This is a genomic window from Longispora fulva, from assembly GCF_015751905.1.
GTDB lineage: Bacteria > Actinomycetota > Actinomycetes > Mycobacteriales > Micromonosporaceae > Longispora > Longispora fulva.
Genome location: NZ_JADOUF010000001.1, coordinates 6,710,381 through 6,734,875, shown reverse-complemented (window position 1 = coordinate 6,734,875; position 24,495 = coordinate 6,710,381). Strand labels below are relative to the sequence as shown.

The 24,495-nt window shown below is 70.8% G+C and carries 25 protein-coding genes, 1 tRNA gene and 1 pseudogene; 10 read left to right on the top strand and 17 right to left on the bottom strand.

The window, feature by feature from the left end:
* Positions 1 to 165: 165 nt before the first annotated feature.
* Positions 166 to 246, bottom strand: a tRNA-Tyr gene (locus IW245_RS30830).
* Between the two features lie 126 nt (positions 247 to 372).
* On the opposite strand from IW245_RS30830, the gene IW245_RS30825 reads away from it, so the two are divergent.
* Complete coding sequence (locus tag IW245_RS30825) at positions 373 to 864, top strand: YajQ family cyclic di-GMP-binding protein (protein ID WP_197006633.1); 492 nt, start codon at positions 373 to 375, stop codon at positions 862 to 864.
* 150 nt (positions 865 to 1,014) lie between these two features.
* A complete protein-coding gene (locus IW245_RS30820; protein ID WP_197006632.1) occupies positions 1,015 to 1,284 on the top strand; it encodes a hypothetical protein in 270 nt (89 codons plus the stop codon).
* Positions 1,285 to 1,541: 257 nt separating this feature from the next.
* Here IW245_RS30820 and htpX read toward each other — a convergent pair whose 3' ends face one another.
* The 13 genes and pseudogenes from htpX to ndhC all read right to left on the bottom strand — a co-directional run bounded on the left by htpX (position 1,542) and on the right by ndhC (position 12,218).
* Positions 1,542 to 2,405, bottom strand: coding sequence for a zinc metalloprotease HtpX (gene htpX, locus IW245_RS30815; RefSeq protein ID WP_197006631.1), 864 nt, complete (start codon positions 2,403 to 2,405; stop codon positions 1,542 to 1,544).
* A gap of 41 nt (positions 2,406 to 2,446) precedes the next feature.
* Complete coding sequence (locus IW245_RS30810) at positions 2,447 to 3,832, bottom strand: NADH-quinone oxidoreductase subunit N (protein WP_197006630.1); 1,386 nt, start codon at positions 3,830 to 3,832, stop codon at positions 2,447 to 2,449.
* On the bottom strand, positions 3,829 to 5,229 hold the full coding sequence (locus tag IW245_RS30805; protein WP_197006629.1) for a complex I subunit 4 family protein: 1,401 nt from the start codon (positions 5,227 to 5,229) through the stop codon (positions 3,829 to 3,831). The genes IW245_RS30810 and IW245_RS30805 overlap by 4 nt, the downstream gene beginning before the upstream one ends.
* Entirely contained in the window at positions 5,226 to 7,028 is a 1,803-nt protein-coding gene (locus IW245_RS30800; protein ID WP_197006628.1) for an NADH-quinone oxidoreductase subunit 5 family protein, read from the bottom strand. The genes IW245_RS30805 and IW245_RS30800 overlap by 4 nt, the downstream gene beginning before the upstream one ends.
* Complete coding sequence (nuoK, locus tag IW245_RS30795; protein WP_197006627.1) at positions 7,025 to 7,387, bottom strand: NADH-quinone oxidoreductase subunit NuoK; 363 nt, start codon at positions 7,385 to 7,387, stop codon at positions 7,025 to 7,027. The genes IW245_RS30800 and nuoK overlap by 4 nt, the downstream gene beginning before the upstream one ends.
* Positions 7,387 to 7,884 (bottom strand): NADH-quinone oxidoreductase subunit J family protein, encoded by a 498-nt coding sequence (locus tag IW245_RS30790; RefSeq protein ID WP_197006626.1) that lies wholly within the window; start codon positions 7,882 to 7,884, stop codon positions 7,387 to 7,389. The genes nuoK and IW245_RS30790 overlap by 1 nt, the downstream gene beginning before the upstream one ends.
* Before the next feature lie 2 nt (positions 7,885 to 7,886).
* A pseudogene (locus tag IW245_RS30785) lies at positions 7,887 to 8,333 on the bottom strand (4Fe-4S binding protein); the annotation flags it as partial.
* Positions 8,334 to 8,373: 40 nt separating this feature from the next.
* A complete protein-coding gene (locus IW245_RS30780) occupies positions 8,374 to 9,342 on the bottom strand; it encodes a complex I subunit 1/NuoH family protein (RefSeq protein ID WP_197006624.1) in 969 nt (322 codons plus the stop codon).
* Positions 9,324 to 9,887 carry an NADH-quinone oxidoreductase subunit C gene (locus tag IW245_RS30775; RefSeq protein ID WP_197006623.1) on the bottom strand — a complete coding sequence of 188 codons (564 nt, stop codon included), beginning with the start codon at positions 9,885 to 9,887 and terminating at the stop codon, positions 9,324 to 9,326. Before IW245_RS30775 ends, IW245_RS30780 begins: the two co-directional genes overlap by 19 nt.
* A gap of 28 nt (positions 9,888 to 9,915) precedes the next feature.
* Positions 9,916 to 10,509: a DUF4352 domain-containing protein gene (locus IW245_RS30770; RefSeq protein ID WP_197006622.1), complete on the bottom strand. Its 594-nt coding sequence runs from the start codon at positions 10,507 to 10,509 to the stop codon at positions 9,916 to 9,918.
* 167 nt (positions 10,510 to 10,676) lie between these two features.
* Positions 10,677 to 11,243: a DUF4352 domain-containing protein gene (locus tag IW245_RS30765; RefSeq protein ID WP_197006621.1), complete on the bottom strand. Its 567-nt coding sequence runs from the start codon at positions 11,241 to 11,243 to the stop codon at positions 10,677 to 10,679.
* A gap of 75 nt (positions 11,244 to 11,318) precedes the next feature.
* A complete protein-coding gene (locus IW245_RS30760; protein ID WP_197006620.1) occupies positions 11,319 to 11,837 on the bottom strand; it encodes an NADH-quinone oxidoreductase subunit B in 519 nt (172 codons plus the stop codon).
* Between the two features lie 9 nt (positions 11,838 to 11,846).
* Positions 11,847 to 12,218 (bottom strand): NADH-quinone oxidoreductase subunit A, encoded by a 372-nt coding sequence (gene ndhC, locus IW245_RS30755; RefSeq protein WP_197006619.1) that lies wholly within the window; start codon positions 12,216 to 12,218, stop codon positions 11,847 to 11,849.
* 99 nt (positions 12,219 to 12,317) lie between these two features.
* Between ndhC and IW245_RS30750 the strand changes: the two genes are divergently transcribed.
* Entirely contained in the window at positions 12,318 to 12,815 is a 498-nt protein-coding gene (locus IW245_RS30750) for a SigE family RNA polymerase sigma factor (RefSeq protein WP_197006618.1), read from the top strand.
* Positions 12,812 to 13,852, top strand: coding sequence for a hypothetical protein (locus IW245_RS30745; protein ID WP_197006617.1), 1,041 nt, complete (start codon positions 12,812 to 12,814; stop codon positions 13,850 to 13,852). The genes IW245_RS30750 and IW245_RS30745 overlap by 4 nt, the downstream gene beginning before the upstream one ends.
* A 7-nt stretch (positions 13,853 to 13,859) precedes the next feature.
* Here the strand turns inward: IW245_RS30745 and IW245_RS30740 are convergent, their stop codons facing one another.
* A complete protein-coding gene (locus IW245_RS30740; protein WP_197006616.1) occupies positions 13,860 to 15,422 on the bottom strand; it encodes a molybdopterin-dependent oxidoreductase in 1,563 nt (520 codons plus the stop codon).
* A gap of 128 nt (positions 15,423 to 15,550) precedes the next feature.
* On the opposite strand from IW245_RS30740, the gene IW245_RS30735 reads away from it, so the two are divergent.
* The 5 genes from IW245_RS30735 (at position 15,551) to rarD (ending at position 21,058) form a co-directional block, all read left to right on the top strand.
* On the top strand, positions 15,551 to 17,398 hold the full coding sequence (locus IW245_RS30735; RefSeq protein WP_197006615.1) for a 2-oxoacid:acceptor oxidoreductase subunit alpha: 1,848 nt from the start codon (positions 15,551 to 15,553) through the stop codon (positions 17,396 to 17,398).
* Entirely contained in the window at positions 17,385 to 18,395 is a 1,011-nt protein-coding gene (locus IW245_RS30730) for a 2-oxoacid:ferredoxin oxidoreductase subunit beta (RefSeq protein WP_197006614.1), read from the top strand. Before IW245_RS30735 ends, IW245_RS30730 begins: the two co-directional genes overlap by 14 nt.
* Before the next feature lie 103 nt (positions 18,396 to 18,498).
* Positions 18,499 to 19,614 carry an acyltransferase family protein gene (locus IW245_RS30725; protein WP_197006613.1) on the top strand — a complete coding sequence of 372 codons (1,116 nt, stop codon included), beginning with the start codon at positions 18,499 to 18,501 and terminating at the stop codon, positions 19,612 to 19,614.
* A 12-nt stretch (positions 19,615 to 19,626) separates the two neighbouring features.
* Positions 19,627 to 20,004, top strand: coding sequence for a phage holin family protein (locus IW245_RS30720; RefSeq protein WP_197006612.1), 378 nt, complete (start codon positions 19,627 to 19,629; stop codon positions 20,002 to 20,004).
* Positions 20,005 to 20,152: 148 nt separating this feature from the next.
* Positions 20,153 to 21,058, top strand: a complete 906-nt coding sequence (gene rarD / locus IW245_RS30715; RefSeq protein ID WP_197006611.1) for an EamA family transporter RarD — start codon at positions 20,153 to 20,155, stop codon at positions 21,056 to 21,058.
* A gap of 162 nt (positions 21,059 to 21,220) precedes the next feature.
* Here rarD and IW245_RS30710 read toward each other — a convergent pair whose 3' ends face one another.
* Positions 21,221 to 22,012, bottom strand: coding sequence for an IclR family transcriptional regulator (locus tag IW245_RS30710; RefSeq protein ID WP_197008770.1), 792 nt, complete (start codon positions 22,010 to 22,012; stop codon positions 21,221 to 21,223).
* A gap of 220 nt (positions 22,013 to 22,232) precedes the next feature.
* Between IW245_RS30710 and IW245_RS30705 the strand changes: the two genes are divergently transcribed.
* Positions 22,233 to 23,435: an MFS transporter gene (locus IW245_RS30705; protein ID WP_197006610.1), complete on the top strand. Its 1,203-nt coding sequence runs from the start codon at positions 22,233 to 22,235 to the stop codon at positions 23,433 to 23,435.
* Between the two features lie 45 nt (positions 23,436 to 23,480).
* On the opposite strand, the gene IW245_RS30700 is transcribed toward IW245_RS30705, so the two are convergent.
* Complete coding sequence (locus IW245_RS30700) at positions 23,481 to 24,485, bottom strand: polyprenyl synthetase family protein (RefSeq protein WP_233472777.1); 1,005 nt, start codon at positions 24,483 to 24,485, stop codon at positions 23,481 to 23,483.
* Positions 24,486 to 24,495 lie beyond the last annotated feature (10 nt).

Sequence of the window (24,495 nt, the reverse complement as noted above, 5' to 3'; positions counted from 1 at the left end):
CGGCAAGCCGTGGTGTGATCCAGTTCACGTCCATTCGGGACGAGGTGGATCGGCTTCGCCCCGGGGTCGACACGGGGTGTTGCGCGGCGGCGGAGTCGGCTGTGGAGGACGAGAAAGGCCCCTGACCTGAGTTTCCCCAGGTCAGGGGCCTTTCTTTACACCGCGTGGCGGGTAGAGGATTCGAACCTCTGTAGCTTTCGCGACGGATTTACAGTCCGCTCCCATTGGCCGCTCGGGCAACCCGCCGGGGTGTTGCGGCCAACATCAGTGGCAGCGGAAGCAAGGATAGCTATAAGACCCGGGGGGTTCGCAACCGGGTACCGTCATTGGGTTCCACGTTCGGTCGGGTACACGCAGATTTTGGGAGCAACGTTGGCTAATCCCTCCTTCGACATTGTCAGCAAGACCGACCAGCAGGAGGTCGATAACGCGGTCAACCAGACGGCCAAGGAGCTGTCGCAGCGTTTCGACTTCCGGGGTACGGGCGCGGAGATCACCAAGTCGGGTGAGGACGCGATCGCGCTGCAGGCCGAGACCGAGGACCGGGTGCTCGCCGCGCTGGAGGTCCTCAAGGAGAAGCTGATCAAGCGGAACATCTCGCTGAAGGCTCTCGACGCCGGCGAGGCGCGCTCGTCCGGCAAGATCTACAAGATCGACTGCAAGATCGTGCAGGGGATCGACCAGGAGAAGGCCAAGAAGATCACCAAGGTGATCCGGGACGAAGGCCCCAAGGGCGTCCAGGCCCAGATCCAGGGCGACCAGATCCGGGTCACGTGCAAGAAGATCGACGACCTGCAGGCGACGATCGCGCTGCTCAAGGGGCAGGACTTCGACGTGGCGCTGCAGTTCACGAACTACCGCTGAGCTGGGCGCGACGGGGGCGCGCTGACGCGTTCCCCCGTCGCGTGTCGGGTGTTCGGCAGCATCGGTGACGGCTGGCCGTCAGCGGGCCGGCGCTCCGGGGTTCCCAATGGAGGCGAGGGTGCCGACCGGCGCCCGCCACGGGGAGACGCGATGAGTGCTGAGCAGGAACCGACGGAGACCACCCACGGGACGGCTGGCTGGACCGGCCCCACAGCGCAGCCTGAGGGCTGGGACGGCCCGAGCGTGGGCGCTGACGGCCGGGACGCCGGTCCCGACGGGTGGACCGGACCGGGAGAGAAAGCTGAAGGATGGACCGGACCGGGCGAGAAGGCTGATGGATGGAACGGGCCGAACGACAAGCCCGACACCTGGACGGGTCCGGGCGACCAGCCGGACTCCGAGGGCGGTCAGCAGAGCTAGGCGATGACTTCGGGGAGAGTGCCGCCGTCCCGGCCCGGATGTCGGCGCCCTCCCCGATCTGACGGGTACCGGCGACCAGCCGGCCCGACCGGCAGCGGAGGCTTTCACCGCCCCGACCATCGCGCGCAGCGTCACCATGCTGATGCCGTTGGCTGCCCCGCCAGGCCGTGGCTCATGACCACCCCCGGTTGCCCACGCGGCCGGCACCTGCGCCTCCCTCGGCGGCCGGGTCCGTCCTTGGCGAGGCCGGGTCCGCGCTACAGCCGGTAGGTCGTTCCGGACGCCATCGCCTCGAGCCGGGCGATCCGGTCCGCCATCGGCGGGTGCGTCGCGAACAGCCGGGTCAGTCCGCCGCCGGAGAACGGGTTCGCGATCATCAGGTGCGCGGTGCTGGCGAACTGCGGGTCCTCGGTCAGCGGGATCGCCCGGGTCCCGGCGTCGATCTTCCGCAGCGCGCTGGCCAGCCCGAGCGGGTCGTTGGTCAGGGTCGCCCCGGACGCGTCGGCCTGGTACTCCCGGCTCCGGCTGATCGCCAGCTGCACCAGTCCGGCGGCCACCGGTCCCAGGATCATCAGCGCCAGCACGCCCAGGATGCCCGGCCCGTCGTCGTCCTCGGACCGGCCAAACGGGATGAACCAGGCGAGGTTCGCGAGCATCGTGATGATGCCGGCGAGCCCGGCGGCGACGCTGGAGATCAGGATGTCGCGGTTGTAGACGTGCGAGAGTTCGTGGCCGATGACGGCGCGCATCTCGCGGCGGTCCAGGACGCGCAGGATGCCCTCCGTGACGGCGACGGCCGCGTGGGTGGGGTTGCGGCCCGTGGCGAAGGCGTTGGGCTGCATGGTGGGGCTGACGTAGAGCCGGGGCATGGGCTGGCCGGCGCGGTCGGCGAGTTCGCGGACGGTCGCGTACAGCTCGGGGACCTGTTCCGGGGCCACCGGGACGGCGCCCATCGCGCGCAGGGCGAGTTTGTCGGAGTAGAAGTAGGTCACGCCGTTGAGCACCAGGGACAGGGCTACGGCGATGAACAGGCCGGTGCTGCCGCCGAACCATGCTCCGACGAGCAGGATCATGCCGGTGAGGAGTCCGAGGAGTACCGCTGTCTTGAGGCCGTTCCGCATATCGGGTGCAACAGCGGACACCCCGTGGTGCTTCCTTTGAGTTAGTAGCTGGCTGCGGAGAGTACCCATTGCGGGAGGAAGCCGACGACGAGGGCGACGGCGGCAGCGACAGCGAGGGCCGCGGTGATCGGCCACCTGGTCTTCGGGGCCGGGGCGTCGCCCGGGGCGAACAGGGCCGCGCCGACCCGCGCGTAGTAGGCGAGGGCGAGGACGGCGTTGAGGACCACGATCACGGCAAGCCAGGTCCAGTGCCCGTCCACGAGAGCCTTGACGACCGTGACCTTCGCGAACAGGCCGGCGAACCCCGGCGGCAGGCCCGCGAGGCCGGCCAGCGCGACCACGAGGGCCCCGGCGAGCCACGGCGAGCGGCGGGCGAGGCCCCGGTAGTCGTCGACCGCTCCGCCGTCGCCGTCGTCGCGGGCGGCGATGACCACGCCGAAGGCCACGATCTCCATGATCACGAAGAAGACGGTGTACGCCACCGCGGCCGGCCCCGACACCACCAGCGCGGCCAGCACGTAGCCGGCCTGAGCGATCGAGGACCAGGCGAGCAGCCGGACCATCCGGGTCTGGCGGAGCGCGCCGAGGTTGCCCACGGTCATGGTCGCGATCGCCAGCGCGGCGAGGACGACCCGGGTGGTCGGCCGCACCTCGAGCAGCGCCCCGGACACCAACAGCAGCGCCACCACGCCGCCCAGCTTGGACGCCGTGGACAGGTAGGCGGTGACGGGCAGCGGGGCGCCGTCGTAGGTGGCCGGGGCCCAGCCGTGCAGCGGTACGGCCGCCACCTTGAAGGAGAGCCCGGCGACGAGGAGGACCGCGCCGAGGGTGGCGACCGGGGCGAGCTGCTTCGTCGGGGTCGCGGTGGCGAGCTTGCCGAGGTGCACGGTGGCGAAGGTGGCGTAGACGAGTGCCGCGCCGAACAGGGCCACCGCCGTGGAGATCACGGAGACCACGAACAGGGACAGCGCGCCCTCGGCGCTCCTCAGGCCCCTGCGGAGCGCGACGAGGGCGTACAACGGCAGGGTCAGGGTCTCCAGGGCGACGATCAGGGTGATCAGGTCCCCGGCCGCGCCCAGGACCACGCCGCCGGTCATCGAGCAGGCGAGCAGGAAGGCGTACTCCCCCGGTTCGGCCTTCGTCGTGGCCGACAGGAGCAGCACGGCGGCCGTGAGTGCCGCGAACAGCACCGCGACGACCATGGCCTGCTTGTCGTAGACGTACGAGCAGCCCTCCGGCAGGCAGAACGTGCGCCGGCCCTGCGGAGCCCGCACCGCCGAGACGAGGACCGCGAGCGAGCCCAGCACGCCGAGCCCGAGCGACACCGCGCGGCGGGGCACGACCAGGTCCGCGACGAACACCAGCACCGCCGTGCCGGCCGCCAGGTACGCCGGCAGCAGGATCGCGTGATCGATCGACTGGATCATTTGGTGAACGCCTCCACCAGCGCGTCGACAGCGGGGCCGGTCACACCGGTCACCAGCAGGGGGGCGAGCCCGACCGCGACGGTCCCGACGACGAGCGGGGCCCAGGCGGCCAGCTCGTACCCGGCGGGGCCGGTCAGTTTCAGGGTCGAGGGGCCGTGGGTGACCTTGCGGAGCAGTCTGAGCAGGTAGGCGGCGGCGATCGCGCCACCGACCGCCGCGAGGGCCGCCGCGACCCACCAGCCGCGCTGGGCGGCGGCGATCACGGCGAACGCCTCGCCCCAGAACCCGGCGAGCCCGGGCAGGCCGAGCGACGCCAGGGCCGCGAAGCCGAGCAGGCCGGCGAGCTGCGGGGAACTCTCCCGCAGGCCGCCGAGCTCAGCCAGCTCACCGGTGTGGGTGCGGTCCTTGAGCGCGCCGACCAGGAAGAACAGCAGGCCCGTGATCAGGCCGTGCGCCAGGTTGCCGATCAGCGCGGCCTGCAGACCGGTGGCGGTCATGGTCGCGATGCCGAGCAGGACGAAACCCATGTGCCCGACCGACGAGTACGCGATCAGCCGCTTCAGCTCCGTCTGCGCCAGGCAGATCAGGCCACCGATCAGGATCGCCCCGACCGCCAGCCCGGCGAGGACCGGCGCTGCCTTGTGCGCGCCGGTCGGGGCGACCGGGATCGCGACCCGGATCAGGCCGTACGTGCCGAGCTTCAGCAGCACCCCGGCCAGCAGCACCGAGCCCACGGTCGGGGCCTCGCTGTGCGCGTCGGGCAACCAGGAGTGCAGCGGCCACAGCGGGGCCTTCACCGCGAAGCCGAGCGCGAGGAACACGAACGCGGCCAGGGTCGCGGTGCCGGCCGGCTTGGCCAGGTCGGCCGTGCCGGTCTGGTTGACGACGAGCACCACGCCGATCAGGAGCAGCATCGAGCCGAACAGGGTGTACAGCACGAACTTGCGGGCAGCGTGCCGGCGCTTCGGGCCGCCCCAGCCGGCGATGATCGCGTACATCGGCAGGAGGACGACCTCGAAGGCCACGAAGAACAGCACCAGGTCCAGGGCCACGAACACGCCGAGCAGGCCGACCTGCAACGCCAGGAGCAGCCCGATCAGGCGGTTGTCCGGGGTCTTCCACAGCGAGTAGAGGCAGCACAGCAGGGTGAGCAGCGTGGTCAGCACGATCAGGGGCCACGAGATGCCGTCGACGCCGAGGTGGAAGCGCAGTTTGAGGGCCGGGACCCAGGCCCGGTCGAACTCGTACCAGAAGCCGGGGCCGGTCGAGTACAGACGCAGGCTCAGGCCGAAGGTCAGCGCGGCCACACAGGTGGCGGCCAGCCGGCCGGTGCGCCCCGGCAGGAAGGCCAGCAGCGCGCCCAGGGCCGGCAAAGCCAGCAGCGCGATCAGGATCATCGGAGCACCTCCGTGGCCAACGCCGCGACGGCGATCAAGAGGACGCCGGCCAGGGCGGCCGTCGCGTACCGGGGCAGGCCCGGGGCGTTCAGCCGGTTGACCAGGGCGCCGATCCGGTTGGAGCCGGTGCCGGTGCCCTCGACAGCGCCGTCGACGACCCGGGCGTCGAGGAAGCCGATCGCGCGGGCCAGCGCCCTGACCGGCTTGACGACCACGTAGTCCTGGACGGTGTCGAAGTAGAAGGCGTTGGCGAACAGGGGGCGCAGCGGGCCGAGGAACCGGGCAGGGTCGCTGTGCGAGGCACCCGCCGAGGCGGCCACGGCCCCGATCCCGGTGAGGAACAGGGCGACCAGGGTCATCTTGTTCAGGTCGAGCAGGTCGCCGCCGAGCCGGTGCCCGAGCCAGTTGCCGAGAGCCAGCAGACCGAACAGGGCCGCCGGGACCGCCAGCACCAGGAGCGGCCCCCGCATCAGGGCCGGCGGGTCGTGCGGCTTGGCCGCCTCGCCCCGGTAGTGGCCGAAGAAGGTGCGCAGCCAGAGCCGGGTCGAATACCACGCGGTCAGGGCCACGGTGACCATGCCGGCGATGAAGATCAGGCGCCCCTGCCAGCCCTCGGCGTGCTCGGCCTGGACCAGCACGTTCTCCTTGCTCCAGAACCCGCTGACCGGGGGCAGCCCGACCAGCGCGGCGAGCCCGATCGTCATGGTCCAGAAGGTGACCGGCATCCGGGTCCGCAGCCCGCCGGCGTCGTCGATCCGGTTGGAGCCGGTCGCGTGGATCACGGCCCCGGCGCACAGGAACAGCAGCGCCTTGAACCCGGCATGGCTGAGCAGGTGGAACAGCGCGGCCGGCGGGGAGCCCGCGGCGAGCGCTCCGGTCATGTAGCCGAGCTGGCTGACCGTCGACCAGGCGAGCACCTTTTTGATGTCGGTGGCGGCCATCGCGCAGCACGCGCCCCACAGCATCGTGATCGCGGCGGCGACGGCGAGGACGGCCATCGCGGTGTGCGACGCGCCGAACAGCGGGTAGAGCCGGGCGACGACGTACACGCCGGCTGCGACCATGGTGGCCGCGTGGATCAGGGCGCTGATCGGGGTCGGGCCGGCCATGGCGTCGGGCAGCCAGGAGTGGAACGGGAACTGCGCGCTCTTGCCGAACACCCCGGCGAGCAGCAGCAGCGTCGCCGCCGTCAGTACCCCGGGGCTGTAGTGGTGCGCGAGCACCTTGCCGATGTCCAGCGTCTTCGCGTTGACGGCGAGCACGGCGATGCCGAGCAGGAAGCCGACGTCGCCGACCCGGGTGACCAGGAAGGCCTTCACGGCGGCGGCGGGGGCCTCCGGCAGGGACCGGTCGTGGGCGATGAGCAGGTACGAGCACGCGCCCATCACCTCCCAGCCGACGAGCAGGACCAGCAGGTCGTCGGCGACGACGACGGTGAGCATGGCTGCGGTGAACAGGCTGATCTGCGCGGCGTACGGCGCGTAGTTGGTGTCGTCGTGCAGGTACGCCGCCGAGTAGACCTGCACGGCCAGCGCGACCACCCCGACGGCGACGGCGACCACGGCGGCGATCGCGGTGACGCTGACCCCGAGGGTGACGTCGAGCGCGCCGAAGGAGGCGAGCTTGACGTGCGCGGCCACGGGGTCGCGGAGCAGGAGCGCGACGGCGCAGCCCAGGGCGATCAGGGCACCGAGCGAGCCGACGAGGGCGGCGGGCCGGCGGGCGGCCGGCGGGAGGAAGAAGCCGATCAGGGCGGCCAGCAGCGGGGCCCCCGGGAGCAGCCAGGCGAGGCCCGTCATGAGTTGTCCACAGGCTTGTCCACAGGGTTATCCACAGAGTTGTCCACAGGAGCGCCGGCCGGCACGGAATCCACGGCCACGTCGTCCAGCACGATCGCCCCCCGCAGCCGGAAGAGCTGCAGCACCAGCGCCAGCCCGACCCCGATCTCCGCGGCGGCCAGCACGATCACGAACAGCGCGAACGTCTGCCCGGTGTACGCCCGCACCGTCGCGTCCGCCGTCACGAGCACCAGGTTGACCGCGTTGAGCATCAGCTCCACGGCCATCAGCACGAGGACGGCGTTGCGCCGGACGAGCACGCCGTAGACGCCGACGCCGAACAGCAGCGCGGCGATCACGTAGGGGATGACGGGATGCATCAGCGCTCAGCCCCCTTGCGCGAGACCACGATCGCGCCGACCAGCGCGGCGAGCAGCAGCACGGAGAGCACCTCGAACGGCAGCACCCAGCCGGAGAAGATCTCCGCGCCGAGTTTCGCCGCCGTGCCGGGGGCGGAGAGTTCGACCCTGGTCCACCGGTACCCGATGAATAGGATCGCGGCCAGGCCACCGCCGGAACCGAGGCCGATCAGGGCCGCCGGAATCCGGGCCCGGTCCAGCTCGTCGCTGGGGCCGATCGGCGCGCGGGTCAGCATCGTGGCGAACAGCAGCAGCACGACGACGGCCCCGACGTAGATCAGCACCTGGACCCAGGCGACCAGTTCGGCGGTGAGCACCAGGTAGCAGCCGGCGATCGCTGCCAGGGCCACGACCAGCCACAACCCGGCCCGGACGAGGTGCCTGGTGGTGACCACGCGCAGCGCGGCGCCGATGGCCACTGCGCCCAGGGCGCACAGCAGGATGTCGGTGACGGTCACTTCTTCTTCTCCGCCGCGACCTGTTCCTTGGCGGGCTCGCCGTTGGGGTCGTGCGCCGTCGGGGCCGGCACCGTGGCCATCCACTGGCCGAGGTGGTCCTTCTCGTGCAGCAGGTTACGGATGTCGCCCTCGGCGTACTCGAACTCCGGCGACCAGAACAGCGCGTCGAAGGGGCACACCTCGATGCAGATCCCGCAGTACATGCACAGCGAGAAGTCGATCGCGAACCGGTCCAGCATGTTCTTCTGCCGGGGCCGCCCGCCAGGGACCTCCACGGTCTCCTTGTGCGAGTCGATGTAGATGCACCAGTCGGGGCACTCCCGCGCGCAGAGCATGCAGGAGGTGCAGTTCTCCTCGGCGAGGGCGATCACGCCCCTGGTGCGCGGCGGCAGCTCCGGCTGGGTGTCCGGGTACTGGTGGGTGTGCGCCGGCTTGAGCATCGTTTTCATCGTGACGGCGAGCCCCTGAATCAGGCCCTTGCCGGGGATCTCAGACAACCTTCACCACCGCCGTCAGTACGAGCTGGGCCAGCGCCAGGGGCACGAGCCCCAGCCAGCACAGCTTCTGGATCTGGTCCTCGCGCAGCCTGGGATAGGCCACCCGCAGCCAGATGATCACGAACGCGACCGCCATCGTCTTGACCAGCATCCAGGCCCAGCCGAGATGGGTGTCGTCGAACGGTCCCTTCCACCCGCCGAGGAACAGCACGGCCGTCAGGGCGGAGATGACGACGATGCCGACGTACTCGGCGAGCAGGAAGAACGCGAACCGCAGTCCGGTGTACTCCGTCATGTAGCCGAACACCAGCTCCGAGTCGGCGATCGGCGCATCGAACGGGGGCCGGCGCAGCTCCGCCAGCCCGGCGACGAAGAACACGAACAGGGCCGGGAGCTGCCAGACGATCCACCAGGGACGCCAGGCGACCACGATGCCGTTCAGCGACAGGGTGCCGGCGGCCATCGCGACACTGGCGGCGGACAACACCAGGGGCAGCTCGTAGCCGAGGAGCTGGGCCGCGGCCCGCAGGCCGCCGAGCAGGGAGTACTTCGAGCCGCTCGACCACGCGGCCATCAGGACCGCGACGACGCCCAGCCCCATCACGGCCAGCACGAAGAACAGCCCGATGTCCAGGCCCTGGGCGACCAGGCCGTCGGGGCCGAGCGGGATGACGAGCAGGATCAGCAGGTACGGCAGCAGGGCCATCACCGGCGCGAGACGGAATATCCGCTTGTCCGCCGCGTCGGGGACGATCTCCTCCTTCTGCACGAACTTGATGCCGTCGGCGATAAGCTGGGCCCAGCCGTGGAAGGCGCCCGCGTACATCGGGCCGAGCCGGCCCTGCATGTGCGCCATGACCTTGTGTTCCATCTGGCCCACGATCAGCGGCAGGGTCAGGAAGGCCACCAGCACGGCGGCGAGCCTGATCGCGATGTCGAGAATCACCGGCGGGGACCCCATTCCTCGGCCGTCGGGACGCCGGGCGGACGCATGGGCGCGCGCTTCGAGGACCCCTCGGCGCCCTCGCCGGGCTCCTTGGCCCCCGGCCACGGTTTCGCGACCCGGCTGGCCAGCACGAACTCCTTGCGCAGCGGCTGGCCCTCGAACTCCGGCGGCAGGAGCAGCGGCCCCAGGTTGTCGTTGCCGGGGAAGTCCACGCCGAACATCTCGTGGGTCTCCCGCTCGTGCCAGGCCGCGCCCGGGAACACCCCGGTCGCGGTGGGCACCGACGGGGACTCGCGCGGGGTCAGGGTCCTGATCAGCAGACCGAACCTGTCCGGGACCGACCACAGGTGGGCGACGATCCGGAAGCCCTCGTCGAGCTCGTCCACGGCGCTGAGCCAGTCGAAGAAGGTCAGCCCCGCGCCACGGGCCGCCTCCAGGGTGCGGACCCAGCCGTCGACCGGGACGTCCACGACCTGCCGGGCCCAGTCCCCTCCGGAACTCACGCCCACCTCGCCGCCCACCCGGTCGGCGAGTCGGTGTGCGAGCTCCTCGGCTGTCATGTCCCAGATCCTAGGGGTCGGGGGCCGATTAGTTGAGGGTGACCTTCGCTCCGGGCGAGGTTGGCGATTCGTGCAACTCGACAGACACCAGCTTCACCCCGCGCGGGACTTCGAAGATGAGCATCCCGAGCCGGGTCTCGCCCGGCCTGATCTCCGCCTGCCACGGGTTCTCCCTGCCGCCCGCTGCGACTCCGGCGTCGATCAGGGCCGGGTCGGACGCGTAGCGGACGTTGTCCGAGCCCTGGCCGTGTTGCGCGGCGACGGGGAGCCGGCGCGCCGTGTCCCCGATGTTGTGGACGAGCACCCTGACCGTGCAGAACTCGCCCTTGGCCTCCCGCTCGCCGAGCCGGATCACGCCGCACCTGCTGCCGGCGACCGTGAACTCCAGCGCCCCGTCGCGGACCGGGGGCGACAGGGTCGCTCCGACCATGCCGGGGACGTCGATGGGCGGAATCAGCGTCTCGTAGGCGGCCGGCGGGGTGATCGGGGTCTTGTCGCCGTCGCCGTGGTCGCCCAGGAGCCAGATGCCGAGCCCGGAGGCCACGAAAGCCGTGAGGATGCCACCAAGGAGGACGACGTAGCGCCAGTTCCTCGTCTCGGTTCGCTCACCCGGGGTGCTCATTGGTCCATTGAACTAGGTCAAGCCCGATTGCGGGACCCGCCCCCCACCCGTATTCCTTGATCAACTACGGAATATTGCATATTCGAAGGTAAGAAAAGGGCAAAACATCAAGATCCTTTGATGATTACGGTGGAGCCCACCGCCCGGAGACGTGCCCGCCCAGCGGGTCAGGACACCTTCACGACCACCCCACCGGACGACGGCGCGTCATGCAGTTCCAACTTCTCCAGCGACCCCTGGGTCGGGATGTCGAACACGATCACCCCGAAGATCACGTTGCCGGGGTTCAGCCGGCTCATCCACAGGCTCTGCTCGACGTTCGCGAAGGCCGTGGCCACCTCGTCGGTGTCGTAGTAGACCCCCTTCAGGCCCCAGCCGTGCTGGTTGACCACGGAGAACGTCTGCGGGGTCTCCCCGATGTTCTTCACCATCAGCGTCACCATGCAGAACTGGCCCTGGGCCCTGCGGATCACGAAGTCCTGGCCGATCTGGGGCACCCCGCACTCGACCCGGCTCGCGGTGAACTCGAACTTCCCGTCCCGGGCCGGGGCGTTGAGGGCGTACCCCCCTTTCGGGCCGTCGTTCGCCGTCGCCTTCCTCGCGACGACCACGGCCACGCCCCCGCAGCACAGCACGGCGAGGAGGAGGACGGCACCGGCGGCCCCGAGCGTCCAGTACAACCCCTTCCTGCTCTTGGGGGGTTGTTCCTCGACGGTCTCGGGAAATTCGCTCATCACTTCATTGGACACGCCGGTCGGCCGGCTGTCGGAGAAACGCCGAGATCGTGCGCGCGGCCGGGGCGCCGGCCCTCAGAGCGGGCGGGTGACCATGGGGGCGGTCAGCGAGGCGGCGTCGCGCTGCACCCCGCCGAAGCCGGAGCGCTCCCGGGCGATCTGCGCCTGCAGGGTCAGGATGCCGTGCAGCAGGGCCTCCGGGCGCGGCGGGCAGCCGGGCACGTAGACGTCGACGGGGATGAGCTGGTCGACGCCCTTGGTGACGCTGTAGGAGTCCCAGTAGGGGCCGCCGGAGTTGGAGCAGGCGCCGAACGAGATCACGTACTTCGGCTCGGGCATCTGGTCGTAGAGCCGCTTGATCGCCGGGGCCATCTTGTCGGTGACCGTGCCGGACACGACCATCAGGTCCGCCTGCCGGGGGCCGTGCGCGAACGGGATGACGCCGAGCCGGATGAAATCGTGCCGGCCCATCGACGCGGCGATGAACTCGATCGCGCAGCAGGCCAGGCCGAAGTTGAAGACCCAGAGGGAATACTTCCGGCCCCAGTTCAGCACGAACCGGATCGGCTCACCGAGAACTCCACCCACACCCATGAGGACAGCCTATGTCCACCGCAGGACGCGCTTGCGCCAGGCGTACAGCAGACCGAGGGCCAGGACCGCCACGAACACGGCCATCTCGACCACCGTGGTCATCCCGAAGCCCTTGAGGTCGAAGGTCACGGCCCACGGAAAAAGGAACACGCTCTCGACGGCGAAGAGGACGTACAGGTAGGCGTACACGTAGTAGCGGACCTGGGTCTGGGCCCAGTCGCCGCCCACCGGGTCGATGCCGCACTCGTAGCTGGCGCCCTTGGACGCCGACGGGACCCTGCGGCTCAGCAGCCGGTTCGCGGTGAACGCGACCGTGAAGAAGCCGCCGGCGAGGACCAGCAGCAGGCCCAGCAACCGGTAGGTGCTCAGATATTCCGCCACGATGCGCAGCGTACCCGCAACCAGAAGGCAGGGATGCGCGTCTGTCCTTGCGTGACTACGATGTCGGTTGCCGCTTCAGTTCACCCCACGGAGGAGCGGATGTCTCGCTCCACCCCCGCTGACAGCGCCGACTTCCACGCGCTCTACGCGGCGCACTACAGCGAACTCGTCGCGATGCTCTACGCCCTGTGCGGCGACCTGGGCGATGCCCAGGACATGGCACAGGAGTCGTTCGCCCGCGCCTGGCAGCGCTGGTCCGCCGTCGTGACCTACGACGACCCGGTCGCCTGGCTGCGCCGGGTCGGGTACAACCTCGCCACCAGCCGCTGGCGCCGTCGCGGGGTGGCCCGCCGCTTCCTGGAGCGCAGCCGGGTGGAGAACACCCCCGAGCTGAGCCCGGACCGGGTCGCCCTCGTCGCGGCCCTGCGCGCCCTGCCGTCCGGGCAGCGCAACGCCCTCGTGCTGCACTATCTCGCGGACCTGCCGGTCGACGACATCGCCCGCGAGCTGTCGGTGCCGTCCGGCACGGTCAAGTCCTGGCTGCACCGGGGCCGTAACGCCATGGCCACCCTGCTCAAAGAAGAGGTCGCGCCATGACGGAGCTCGAGCCCGATCCGCTGGCCAAGGCATTCGCCGGCCTGCGCACCGTGGTCCGCGAAGAGGTCGTCGGTCCCGGCTCGGCGCAGCTGCGCGCCCGGGCCGCCCGGCGGACCCGCCGGCAGCGGCTGCGGGTCACCGGCGTGGCGGCCGCCGTGCTGGTCGCCAGCGGGCTGGTCGTCACGCAGTGGCCGGAGCACAAGGTCCCGGCGCAGAACCTCGGCCGGCCGGCCGCCGACTTCTCCAAGGTGAACTGGTCCGTCGAGCGGGTCCCGGTGCCCGCCGTGCCCGGCTGCCCCGGCGGCACCACGCTCGGCGGCGCGTCCCCGGTCGGCTACGGCCAGGTGGCCGGCATGGGCGCCCCGGTGGCCATCGTGCCGGTGGCCTGCCCGGACACCACCCCGCTGGTCTTCGTCCGGAACTCGCCGGACGGTTCGCTGTCCGCCGTCGGCGTCGTCGACCCGGGCAGCCCGATCCGGGTGGACGCCGTGCAGGTCACCGGGGACACGGTCACGGTCGGGATGAACCCGCCGGCCAGTACGGCGCTGGCCCCCACCCAGCAGCGGGCCTACGTGTTCCGGGACGGCCAGTTCAGCCAGGTCACGAAGTACACGGGGACGGTGGACGCGAACAACACCACGCTCACGCTGCCCGACAGCGGCAGTCCGGAGTGCCCGGGCGGGAAGCTGACCTTCGAGGGCGGGGTGGCCCGCACGTCGGGCGCGGAGTACCGGATCGGCAGCAACCTCGGGATCGCCGAGTTCGCCGACCTGGACAAGGACGGCGTGAGCGAGATGCTCACCCCCGTGACCTGCTTCCCGACCGGCAAGGCCCTGCCGGCGGGGCTGGACACCGCGCTGTTCGTGCTCCGGATGACCGAGGTGGGCACGGCGTTCACCGTGCTGTCCACCCCCTACGCCTGGCCGCGCTCCACCGCCACGCCGCTGGAGGCCTGGCAGCTGCGCAACCCGCAGCTCACGCTGTACACGTCGAAGGCCAGTCAGACCCTGACCTGGGACGGCAAGCGGTTCAGCTGAGGCCCTCTCATTCGACCGACACGGTCACCTCGTGCCAGCCGGTCGCGCCGTCGGGCACCACCCCGCGCTCCTCGCCGGTCTGGGTCGCACCGGTGCCGTCGGTGGCCCGGACCCGGAGCCGGTGCGAGCCGGGGGTGGCGTCCCAGACGTGCACCCACTGCCGCCAGGTGTCCGCGCTCGGCTCGGCCGCCAGGCGGGCCTCCTGCCAGGGCGCGTCGTCGACCTGCACCTCGACCTTGGAGATGCCCCGGTGCTGGGCCCAGGCGACCCCTGCGACGGAGACCGGCCCTGCCTTCGCCCGCCGGGTCGGGGTGTCGATCCGGGAGGCCGTCTTGACCGGGGCCTGGGCCGACCAGCCGCGGCGGACCCAGTACGCGTCGAACTCGGCGAACGTGGTCACCTCCATCTCGGCCAGCCACTTGCACGCGGACACGTAGCCGTAGAGGCCGGGGACGATCACGCGGACCGGGAAGCCGTGCTCGATGGGCAGCGGCTGGCCGTTCATGCCGTACACCAGCATCGCGTCCCGGCCGTCGAGCAGGGTGGCGACCGGGGTGCCGCAGGTCCAGCCGTCGGTCGAGCGGCTGACCACCTGGTCGGCGCCGCCCCGGATCCCGACCTCGCGGAGCAGGGCGCCCAGCGACACGCCGAGCCAGCGAGCCGTGCCGATATACGGGCCGCCGACCTCGTTCGACACGCAGTTCAGGGTGATGTCGCGTTCCATGGCCGGCATGGCCCGCAGCTCGTCGAAGGTGACCGTCCGGGGCCGGTCGACCATCCCGTGGATCTTGAGCTTCCAGGTCGCCGCGTCGACCTGCGGCACCGACAGAGCGGTGTCGATCCGGTAGAAGTCACGGTTGTCGGTGTAGAAGCTGCTCAACTCCGGCAGCTTGAGGTCCACGCCGTCGGGCACCGGCAGGGTCGACGGGGGAAGTCTCACGGCCTCCCGCGACCGGGTGCCGACCGAGCGGGCCACGGCCCACAGCCGGGCGCCACCCCCGACGACCAGGGCGCCGGCGGCCACCGCGCCCAGGAGGAGGAAGGAGCGGCGGTGCTCGGCGGCGAGGGCGCGCTGCCCAGGCACCCTACCCTCGCGTTTTCCCTGCTCACGGGCGTATTCCGCGAACTCCCGGTCGCTGTCGGCCAGGTCCCGGGCCCGTTTCGCCAGGCTGAGCAGCAGCCAGATCCCGGCCAGGGTGCCGGCCACCGTGGGCAGCACGTCGGCCGGTCCGGCGGTCGGCCGGCCGAGGACGGCCGCCACCCCGACGACCCCGAACAGGGCCACGCCGACGAGCCCGAGCGACGGTCTGCGGACGGCGAGCACCCCGAGCGCGCCGGCGTACGCCGCTAGTGACAAATAGATGACAGTCAACAGTACGGCCTTGTCCGCCGTACCGAATGTCTGGACCGCGAACTCTTTCAGCCACCGCGGTGTGGCGTCGATGATGGCCGCGCCCACGGCCAACACCGGCGAGGAGGTCGGGTTCAGCCAGGCCGCCACGAGCTCGGCGACGGCCAGCGCCCCGGCGGCGGAGACCAGACCGGTCAGCACGGGGGTCAGCTTTCTCATTCACTCATTGTTCCGCCGGACTGCCCCTGTGGGCGACGGCGTCACTATTCGGTAAGAAGCGAGGAAGTCTTTCGCCCCGTTACGGACTAGCATCGCAGTGCCAGGGAGCTTCCGAAGGAGGCAACAGCGTGACGAAGCAGCTCCGTCAGTTGGACCGGGTCGTGATCCGGTTCGCTGGCGACTCCGGGGACGGCATGCAGCTGACTGGGGACCGGTTCACGTCGGAGACGGCGCAGTTCGGCAACGACCTGTCGACGCTGCCGAACTTCCCGGCCGAGATCCGGGCCCCCGCCGGCACCCTGCCCGGCGTCTCCAGCTTCCAGGTGCACTTCGCCGACTACGACATCCTCACCCCGGGCGACGCGCCGCACGTGCTGGTCGCGATGAACCCGGCGGCACTGAAGGCCAACGTGGGCGACCTGATCCCCGGCGCGGAGATCATCGTCAACACCGACGAGTTCACCACCCGGGCGCTGGCCAAGGTCGGCTACGCCGCCAACCCGCTCGAGGACGGGTCGCTGGACAAGTTCTCCGTGCACCCGGTGCCGCTGACCTCGCTGACCGTCAAGGCCCTCGCGGAGCAGTCCGTGGGGAAGAAGGACGCCGAGCGGGCCAAGAACATGTTCGCCCTCGGGCTGCTGTCGTGGCTGTACCACCGGCCGACGGAGAGCACCCTGGCCTTCCTGCAGCGCAAGTTCGCCGCCCGGCCCGAGCTGGCCGCGGCGAACATCACGGCGTTCCAGGCCGGCTGGTCGTTCGGGGAGACGACCGAGGACTTCGCCGTGCAGTACGAGGTGAAGCCGGCCCCCATGCCCAAGGGCGACTACCGCAACATCACCGGCAACGTCGCGCTCGCGTACGGGCTGGTCGCGGCCGGGGTGCGCTCGGGCCTGCCGGTGTTCCTCGGCGCGTACCCGATCACCCCGGCCTCCGACATCCTGCACGAGCTGAGCAAGCACAAGAAGTTCGGCGTGACCACGGTGCAGGCCGAGGACGAGATCGCCGCGATCGGCCTGGCCCTCGGCGCGTCCTATGGCGGGGCCATCGGGGTCACGTCCACCAGCGGCCCCGGCGTGGCGCTCAAGGGCGAGACGATCAGCCTGGCCATCGCACTGGAGCTGCCGCTGATCGTGGTGGACGTGCAGCGCGCCGGCCCGTCGACCGGGATGCCGACGAAGACCGAGCAGGCCGACCTGAACATGGCGCTGTTCGGCCGGCACGGCGAGGCCCCGGTCGCGGTGATCGCGCCGCGTTCGCCCTCGGACTGCTTCGACGCGGCGTTGGAGGCGGCCCGGATCGCGCTGACCTACCGGACGCCGGTGCTGCTGTTGTCCGACGGCTACCTGGCGAACGGCTCCGAGCCGTGGCTGCTGCCGAACGTGGACGACCTGCCTGACCTGCACGTTTCGTTCGCCGCGGAGCCGAACGCCCCGGACGGCAAGTTCCTGCCCTACCTGCGCGACCCCGAGACCTTGGCGAGGCCGTGGGCGATTCCGGGCACGCCCGGGCTGGAGCACCGGATCGGCGGGATCGAGAAGGCCGACCAGACCGGCGACATCTCCTACGACCCGGACAACCACGAATTCATGGTGCGAACCCGGCAGGCCAAGATCGACGGGATCGTGGTCCCCGACGTCGAGGTCGAGGACCCGAGCGGGGCCGCGCGGGTGCTGGTCCTGGGATGGGGGTCCACCTACGGCCCGATCGGCGCGGCCTGCCGGGCCCTGCGCGCCCGGGGCCGCGACATCGCCCAGGCGCACCTGAGGAACCTGTCCCCGCTGCCGGCCAACCTGGGCGAGGTCCTCGCCGGCTACGACCGGGTCGTGATCCCCGAGATGAACCTGGGCCAGCTCGCACACGTGATCCGCGCGAGGTACCTGGTCGACGCCGTCGGGTACAACAGGGTCCGGGGCCTGCCGTTCACCTCTCACGAACTCGAAGCCGAGTTGGAGCGTGTTCTCGATGACCACCACTGAGCTGAAGCTGACCGCCAAGGACTTCAAGTCCGACCAGGAGGTCCGCTGGTGCCCCGGCTGCGGGGACTACGCGATCCTGGCCGCCATGCAGGGCTTCCTGCCCGAGCTGGGCATCAAGCGCGAGAACACGGTGTTCGTCTCCGGGATCGGCTGCTCGTCGCGCTTCCCGTACTACCTGTCCACCTACGGCCTGCACTCCATCCACGGCCGGGCCCCAGCCATCGCGACCGGCCTGTCGGTGTCCCGCCCCGACCTGTCCGTCTGGGTGGTCACGGGCGACGGGGACGCGCTGTCCATCGGCGGCAACCACCTGATCCACGCGCTGCGGCGCAACGTCAACCTGAAGATCCTGCTGTTCAACAACCGGATCTACGGCCTGACCAAGGGGCAGTACTCGCCGACGTCCGAGCTCGGCAAGGTCACCAAGTCAACCCCGATGGGGTCCACCGACTGGCCGTTCAACCCGATCTCGCTGGCGCTGGGCGCGGAGGCCTCGTTCGTGGCCCGGACCATCGACTCCGACCGCAAGCACCTCACGTCCGTGCTCCGGGCCGCCGCCTCGCACGAGGGTTCGGCGTTCGTCGAGATCTACCAGAACTGCAACATCTTCAACGATGGCGCGTTCGACCTGCTCAAGGACTCCGAGACCCGCGACGCGGCGCTGATCCGGCTCGAACACGGCCAACCGCTGACGTTCGGGGACAAGTGCGTCGTGAAGGACCCGCGCGGGTTCGGGCTCCGGGTGGTGGCCACCGGATCCGTGGCGCCGGAGGAGATCATCGTGCACGACGAGACGGTGGCGGAGCCGGCGTACGCCTTCGCGCTGTCCCGGCTGCCGGAGGCCGATCTGAGCCACACCCCGATCGGGGTGTTCCGCAGCGTCAACCGCCCGGTGTACGACGAGCTGGTCCGCTCCCAGGTCACCGCCGCCCGGGCGAACGGCGAGGGGGACCTGGCCGCGCTGCTGCGCACCGGGGACACCTGGACGCTCGCCTGATCGTCGGGTGACTCGGCTGCGCGGGCGGAAGATCGGGCGCAACCCGGGAGGCCCGGAAAACGTCCCCGTGACACGCATACGAATGCGTCTATAACATCGGCGGGTGCCACCACCCCCGGCGAGTCAGCTCCCCTCCCTCACCGGCCTGCGGTGGATCGCCGCGCTCCTCGTCTTCGGGCTGCACGTGCACACGGTCGAGTACCTGCACCGCGACAGCGGCGCCGGCCTCGTCCTGCGCTGGGTGTTCGGCGCGGGGGCCACCGGGGTGTCGTTCTTCTTCGTGTTGTCGGGCTTCGTGCTGGCCTGGTCGGCCCGGGAGCACGACCGGCCGCTCAGGTTCTGGTACCGCCGGTTCGCCCGGGTCTACCCCCTGCACGCCGTCACGGCGCTGCTCGCCCTGCTGCTCGGCTGGCTGCTGCTGCCCCGGTCGCTGCCGTCGCCGGGCGCGCTGGCCGCGAACGCGCTGCTCGTCCACCCGTGGAACACCGCGATCCTGTACAGCCAGAGCGTGAACCCGGTGAGCTGGTCGCTGGCCTGCGAGGCGCTGTTCTACGCCCTCTTCCCGGTGCTGTTCCGGCTCGTACGCCGGGCCGGTCCGCGCGGCGCGTGGTGCGCGGCCGGGGCCGGGCTGGTGGCCACGGTGGCGCTGCCGTTGCTCGTCCACGACCACCTGATGCGGTACTTTCCGCTGCTCAGGCTCCCGGAGTTCATCCTCGGGGTCGCGCTCGCCTGCCTCGTGCGCGCCGGGCGCTGGCCGGGCCCCGGCATGGTGCCGGCCCTGGTGGTGCTCGCCGCAGGGTACGCGCTGGCGTCGTGGGTGCCCGGACCGTTCCGGTACGCGGCGTGCACCGTACCCGGCTTCGCGCTTGTGATCGCCGCCGCGGCGACCGCGGACCTGTCCGGGGTCCGGTCGGCCTGGCGGCACCCGGTGATGGTCCGGCTCGGCGAGCTGTCGTTCGCGTTCTACATGATCCACATTCTGGTGATGCGGACCGGTGAGGCGCTGTTCGGCTCGCACCCGAGGCTCGGCTCGGCCGCCGGGCTGGCCGCCGCCGGTGCGGCGTTCGCCGTCGCGCTGGCCCTGTCCTCCGCCCTGTACAGCGGGGTCGAGTGCCCGGCGCGACGGCTGCTTCTACGCTCCGCGACCGGGCCGGTGGTCGTGCCCAGACCCCGGCTACCAGCTCAGAACGTATCCCCTGACAGGACGGGAGTCCTCTGAGAGTATGTGCCCATGGGTTTCATCATCCGCACCATCGTCACCGCTGTCGCGGTGTGGGTCGCCTCGCTCCTGGTGTCCGGGATCCAGGTCGGCGAGTCCGGCTGGAAAAAGGTCGGCACACTCCTTCTCGTGGCGCTGATCTTCGGACTGGTCAACGCCGTCATCAAGCCGATCATCCAGACGATCGGCTGCGCCTTCTACGCCCTGACCCTGGGCCTGGTCGCCCTGGTCGTGAACGCGCTGCTGTTCTGGCTCACGAGCTGGATCGCTGACAAGATCGACCTGCCGTTCCACATCAACGGCTTCTGGGCGGCGTTCTGGGGCGGCATCATCGTCGCCATCGTGAGCTGGGTGCTCGGCCTGATCACCCCGGGTGGTGACAACGACTAGCGTCCGGCCGGGCTGACCGGTCGGTAGCGGTCCGCAGGGGCGGTCGGGACACACTCCGGCCGCCCCTCGGCGTGCCCGGCCCGGCCGCCCTCCCGGCGGGTGACCAGGACCATAGGTCACCCTCACTGGCCGGGGCTAACGTTGCCGGGTGAGCGAACTCCGGCGTGGCTACCTGTTCGGGCTCCTGGCCTACGTCTGCTGGGGCTTCTTCCCCCTGTACTGGCACCTGCTCGCCACCGCCGGACCCGTCGAGATCCTCGCCCACCGCGTCCTGTGGTCCGTCGTCTTCGTCGCCGGGCTGCTCGCCGTCCAGCGGCACTGGGCGTGGCTGCGCTCGCTGAAGCTGCGGACCGTCCTCGGCATCACCGCCGCGGCTGTCGTCCTCGCGGTGAACTGGGGCTTCTACATCTACGGCGTCAACGCGCACCGGGTGGTCGAGACCTCCCTCGGCTACTTCATCAACCCGCTGTTCAACGTGCTGCTCGGGGTGCTCCTGCTCCGCGAGCGGCTCCGGCCGTGGCAGTGGGGCGCGCTCGGGGTCGGGGCCGCCGCCGTCGGGGTGCTGACGTACGACTACGGGCACCTGCCCTACATCGCGCTCACCCTGGCCACGTCCTTCGCCCTGTACGGCTTCATCAAGAAGCGGCTCGGGGTGCCCGCCGCGGAGGGCCTGTTCGTGGAGTCCGCCGTCCTGGCGCTGCCGGCCCTGGGATACCTGGTCTGGCTGACGGCCGACGGGAAGGCCACGTTCACCGGGCACGGCCTCGGGCACACGATGTTGCTGCTCGGCGGCGGGGCGGCCACGGCGATCCCGCTGCTGTTCTTCGCCGGGGCCGCCAACCGGCTGCCGCTGTCGACGATCGGGATGCTGCAGTACCTGGCGCCGGTTCTGCAGTTGGGCTGCGGGGTGCTGATCCTGGACGAGTCGCTGCCGCCGCTGCGGCTGGCCGGCTTCAGCCTGGTCTGGCTGGCCCTGGTGATCTTCACGGTCGACGGCCTCCGCACGGCGCGCCGCACCCGGCAGGCGACCGCCCTGGCCGCCGCCGCGGCGTGAACCGCCGCGCGCCAGGTCACGCTCCACCGTAACAGATGATGATCTTGATCCGAGCTCTTGATCTAACGGCTTGGCCGGCTGAGATCGGGGAGGCGAAGGCGGAGAAGTGCCTGCATACCGGTGTTGTATGCAGGCACTTCGACAACGCACGCATCGTCGAACTCAGCCGGTCCCACTCTCATTCGACTGCGTCAAAGCGTTCGCCAGGCCCTGGGCCGCCGCGCGGATCCGCTGGTTGACCGTGGCCGCAGTGGTCACGAACTCCTCCATCGGCAGCGTGCAGGCCAGCACCACGATCTGGTCCGGGTCCGGCCCGTAGGAGACCATGGTCGCGGCACAGGCCACATTCGGCCGGTACTGCCCGACCTCGACGAACAGGCCGCGCTGCCCGTGCAGGGTCAGCTCATATTCCAGCCGGTCGTGCTCCGTGATCGTCTTCGCCGTGTACTTCCGCATCCCGGACTCGCGCAGATACCGGCTGCGGGCCGGTGCGCTGAGCGTGCCCAGCAGCGCCTTGCCGAGGGCCGTGGCGTGCGCGCCGTCGTCGAATCCGACGATCAGGTCCTCCAGGTGCGGCGACCGCGCGCCCTCCGCGACCCCGGTGATCGCCACCCGGCCGTTGATGAACCGGCCGAGGAAGTGACTGTGCCCGGTACGCCCGGCGGCCCGACGCAGACCGTCGGCGACGTTGACCGGCGCGCTGAACGCCGCGGACATCTCCCGGTACCGGTCGGAGAAGTTGAGGCCGGCGACGAACGTGCCGTTGTCCCGGCGGTGCAGGTAGCCCTCATAGGAGAGGGTGCGGACCAGGTGGTAAACAGTCGCCAGGTTGAGCTCACATCTGCGGGCGATCTGCTTGGGCGTCAACCCCTTCGGAGTGTCACCCACCGCCTCAACGATCCGGAATGCCCGGGACACGCTGCGGATGAGATCTGGCGGCGGCTCACTGCCCAAGGCGCGAGTTGGCTCCCGGCCCAGCTCGTGATCACCGAGTTCTCTCACAACAACCTCCACGACGGCCTCAGGGTGAGGTGCGCCACCCTTCACGATAGGGAACAAAACCCCATCAGGGAACACCCCGACGGGCACCCATCACCACTATCTATTAACGCGCGGACACGTACTGCGATGCGGGCCACTGCTTTTTCCGACACACCTCCCTAGTGTCGGAACCATGACAGTGCTGGCCGAGGCCGCGCCGAGCAGCGCACAGACCCGCCGGGCCACCCTGGGCGGGGTCAGTACGACGATCGCGTCGGTGATCCCGGTGTTCCTCATCGGAGGGCTGGCGGTGCAACTGTCGGCGGAGCTGCACTTCGACCCGGCCGGCCTCGGACTCGTGGTGGCCACCTACTTCGGCGGCAGCGCGCTGGCCGGCATCCCCGCCGGGGCGATCGTCGAACGCTTCGGGGCCGCCGCCAGCAGTCGGGCCGCGATCCTGGTGGCCGCCGGGTCGATGCTGGCCGTGGCGGGGCTGGCCCACTCGTACCTCCAACTGGTGTTGTTCCTGCTCTTCGGCAGTGTCGCCAACTCCGTCGGCCAGCTCGCGGCCAACACGGCGCTCGCCCAGCGGATCCCGGCCGGCCGCCAGGGCCTGGTGTTCGGGATAAAGCAGGCCGCAGTTCCTATCTCGACGCTGCTCGCCGGCACGACCGTGCCGCTGCTGGCGCTCACGGTCGGCTGGCGGTGGGCCTGGGTGCTCGCCGCCGCCGTGGCGCTCAGCGCGCTGCCCCTCGTGCAGCGCGACCTGGCCCGGCCGGTCCGGCGCACCGAACGCCGCGAGCGCGGGGCCACCACGGCCCTCGTCGTCATCGGGGCCAGCGCGACCTTCGCCTCGGCGGCGGCCAACGCGCTCGGCACCTTCCTGGTGTCCTCCAGCGTCGCCCGGGGCATCGACCCGGCGGTCGCCGGCCTGACCCTGACCGCGGGCAGCGCCGTGTGCATCGCGGCCCGGATCCTGGTCGGTTGGCTGGCCGACCGCCGGTCCGGGGGCGGGCACGTGGCGGTGCTCGCCGGGATGCTCGGCGTCGGGGCGGTCGGGATGGCCCTGCTGTCCGTGGCCGGGGTGCCGACCATGGTCGCCGGGGTGCTGCTCGCCTTCGGGCTGGGCTGGGCCTGGCCAGGGCTGATGAACTACGCCGTCGTCCAGCTGCACCCGACCGCGCCGGCTTCGGCGACGGCGATCACCCAGACCGGGGTGTACCTGGGGGCGTTCTTCGGGCCGCTGACGCTGGGGACGGTCACGGCGCACACGTCGTACACCGTGACGTGGTTGTGCGCGTCGGGCTCGATGGCCCTGGCCGCCGTCGGCATGCTCTCCGGAGCCCGGATGCTCAAAAACCGACAAAAACCATCAGAGGACTACGGAGGGGCCTGACCGGCACGCGCCGGCCGGCCCCTGAACCCGGATCGGACTGTGTGCTCAGGCCATCCGGGCCGTGACGAAGTCGCACATCGAGGCCAGCGCCTGCCGGGCCGGCACGTCCGGCAGCTCGCCGAGCAGCCTGCGCGCCTCCGAGGCGTAGTCCTCCAGCGTCGCCCTGGCCCGGTCCATCGCCGGCGAGCGCCGCAGCAGACCCAGCGCCTCGGCGTGCTCGGCGTCGTCGGTCAGCGGCCCCTGGGCCAGCAGCTGGCGGAGCCGGTTGTCGGGACCCTCCAGCGCGTACAGCACCGGGAGGGTCGCGATGCCCTCGCGGAGGTCCGTGCCCGGCACCTTGCCCGAGTAGACCGACTCGGACGCGATGTCCAGCAGGTCGTCGGACAGCTGGAACGCGATCCCGAACACCTCGCCGAACTGGGTGACCGTGTCGGTCACCTTGTCGTCGGCGCCGCCGAACAGCGCCCCGAACCGGCAGCAGGTGGCGATCAGCGAACCGGTCTTGTCCCGGTGCACGTCGAGGTGGTGCGCGACCGGGTCCACGCCGGCCCGGGGGCCGACCGTCTCGCGGATCTGGCCCTGGACGAGCCGGGCGAAGGTCTCCGCCTGGATCCGGACCGCCTCGGTGCCCAGCTCGGCCGCGATCGAGGCGGCCTTCGCGAACAGGTAGTCGCCGGTGAGGATCGCGACCGTGTTCGTCCACCGGGAGTTGGCGCTGGGCGCCCCCCGGCGCACAGCGGCCTCGTCCATCACGTCGTCGTGGTACAGCGTCGCCAGGTGGGTCAGCTCGAGCACCAGGGCGCTCGGCACCACCAGGGGGGCGGTCGGGTCGCCGAAGTGCGCCGCGAGCAGCGTCAACATCGGCCGGACCCGCTTGCCGCCCGCCTCCAGCAGGTGCCGGGCGGCCTCGGTGACGAACGGGTCGGCGCTGGCCACCGCCGCGCGGAGCTCGCCTTCCACGGTGTCCAGACCGACCCTCATGGCCGCCTCTAGCTCCGAGTCAGCGAACTCCAGCCCGATAGCGCTGGTCAGGCTCTGCGTTGTCACCACGCCCCCCACG

Coding starts and splice junctions, on each gene's coding strand:
- IW245_RS30740 (WP_197006616.1), bottom strand. CDS start 15,422: ATGAGAAAGCTGACCCCCGTGCTGACCGGTCTGGTCTCCGCCGCCGGG.
- IW245_RS30760 (WP_197006620.1), bottom strand. CDS start 11,837: ATGGGTGTGGGTGGAGTTCTCGGTGAGCCGATCCGGTTCGTGCTGAAC.
- IW245_RS30820 (WP_197006632.1), top strand. CDS start 1,015: ATGAGTGCTGAGCAGGAACCGACGGAGACCACCCACGGGACGGCTGGC.
- IW245_RS30780 (WP_197006624.1), bottom strand. CDS start 9,342: ATGGGGTCCCCGCCGGTGATTCTCGACATCGCGATCAGGCTCGCCGCC.
- IW245_RS30810 (WP_197006630.1), bottom strand. CDS start 3,832: ATGATCCAGTCGATCGATCACGCGATCCTGCTGCCGGCGTACCTGGCG.
- IW245_RS30720 (WP_197006612.1), top strand. CDS start 19,627: ATGGGTTTCATCATCCGCACCATCGTCACCGCTGTCGCGGTGTGGGTC.
- IW245_RS30775 (WP_197006623.1), bottom strand. CDS start 9,887: ATGACAGCCGAGGAGCTCGCACACCGACTCGCCGACCGGGTGGGCGGC.
- IW245_RS30765 (WP_197006621.1), bottom strand. CDS start 11,243: ATGAGCGAATTTCCCGAGACCGTCGAGGAACAACCCCCCAAGAGCAGG.
- nuoK (WP_197006627.1), bottom strand. CDS start 7,387: ATGCATCCCGTCATCCCCTACGTGATCGCCGCGCTGCTGTTCGGCGTC.
- IW245_RS30805 (WP_197006629.1), bottom strand. CDS start 5,229: ATGATCCTGATCGCGCTGCTGGCTTTGCCGGCCCTGGGCGCGCTGCTG.
- htpX (WP_197006631.1), bottom strand. CDS start 2,405: ATGCGGAACGGCCTCAAGACAGCGGTACTCCTCGGACTCCTCACCGGC.
- IW245_RS30770 (WP_197006622.1), bottom strand. CDS start 10,509: ATGAGCACCCCGGGTGAGCGAACCGAGACGAGGAACTGGCGCTACGTC.
- IW245_RS30705 (WP_197006610.1), top strand. CDS start 22,233: ATGACAGTGCTGGCCGAGGCCGCGCCGAGCAGCGCACAGACCCGCCGG.
- IW245_RS30745 (WP_197006617.1), top strand. CDS start 12,812: ATGACGGAGCTCGAGCCCGATCCGCTGGCCAAGGCATTCGCCGGCCTG.
- IW245_RS30730 (WP_197006614.1), top strand. CDS start 17,385: ATGACCACCACTGAGCTGAAGCTGACCGCCAAGGACTTCAAGTCCGAC.
- IW245_RS30800 (WP_197006628.1), bottom strand. CDS start 7,028: ATGACGGGCCTCGCCTGGCTGCTCCCGGGGGCCCCGCTGCTGGCCGCC.
- IW245_RS30750 (WP_197006618.1), top strand. CDS start 12,318: ATGTCTCGCTCCACCCCCGCTGACAGCGCCGACTTCCACGCGCTCTAC.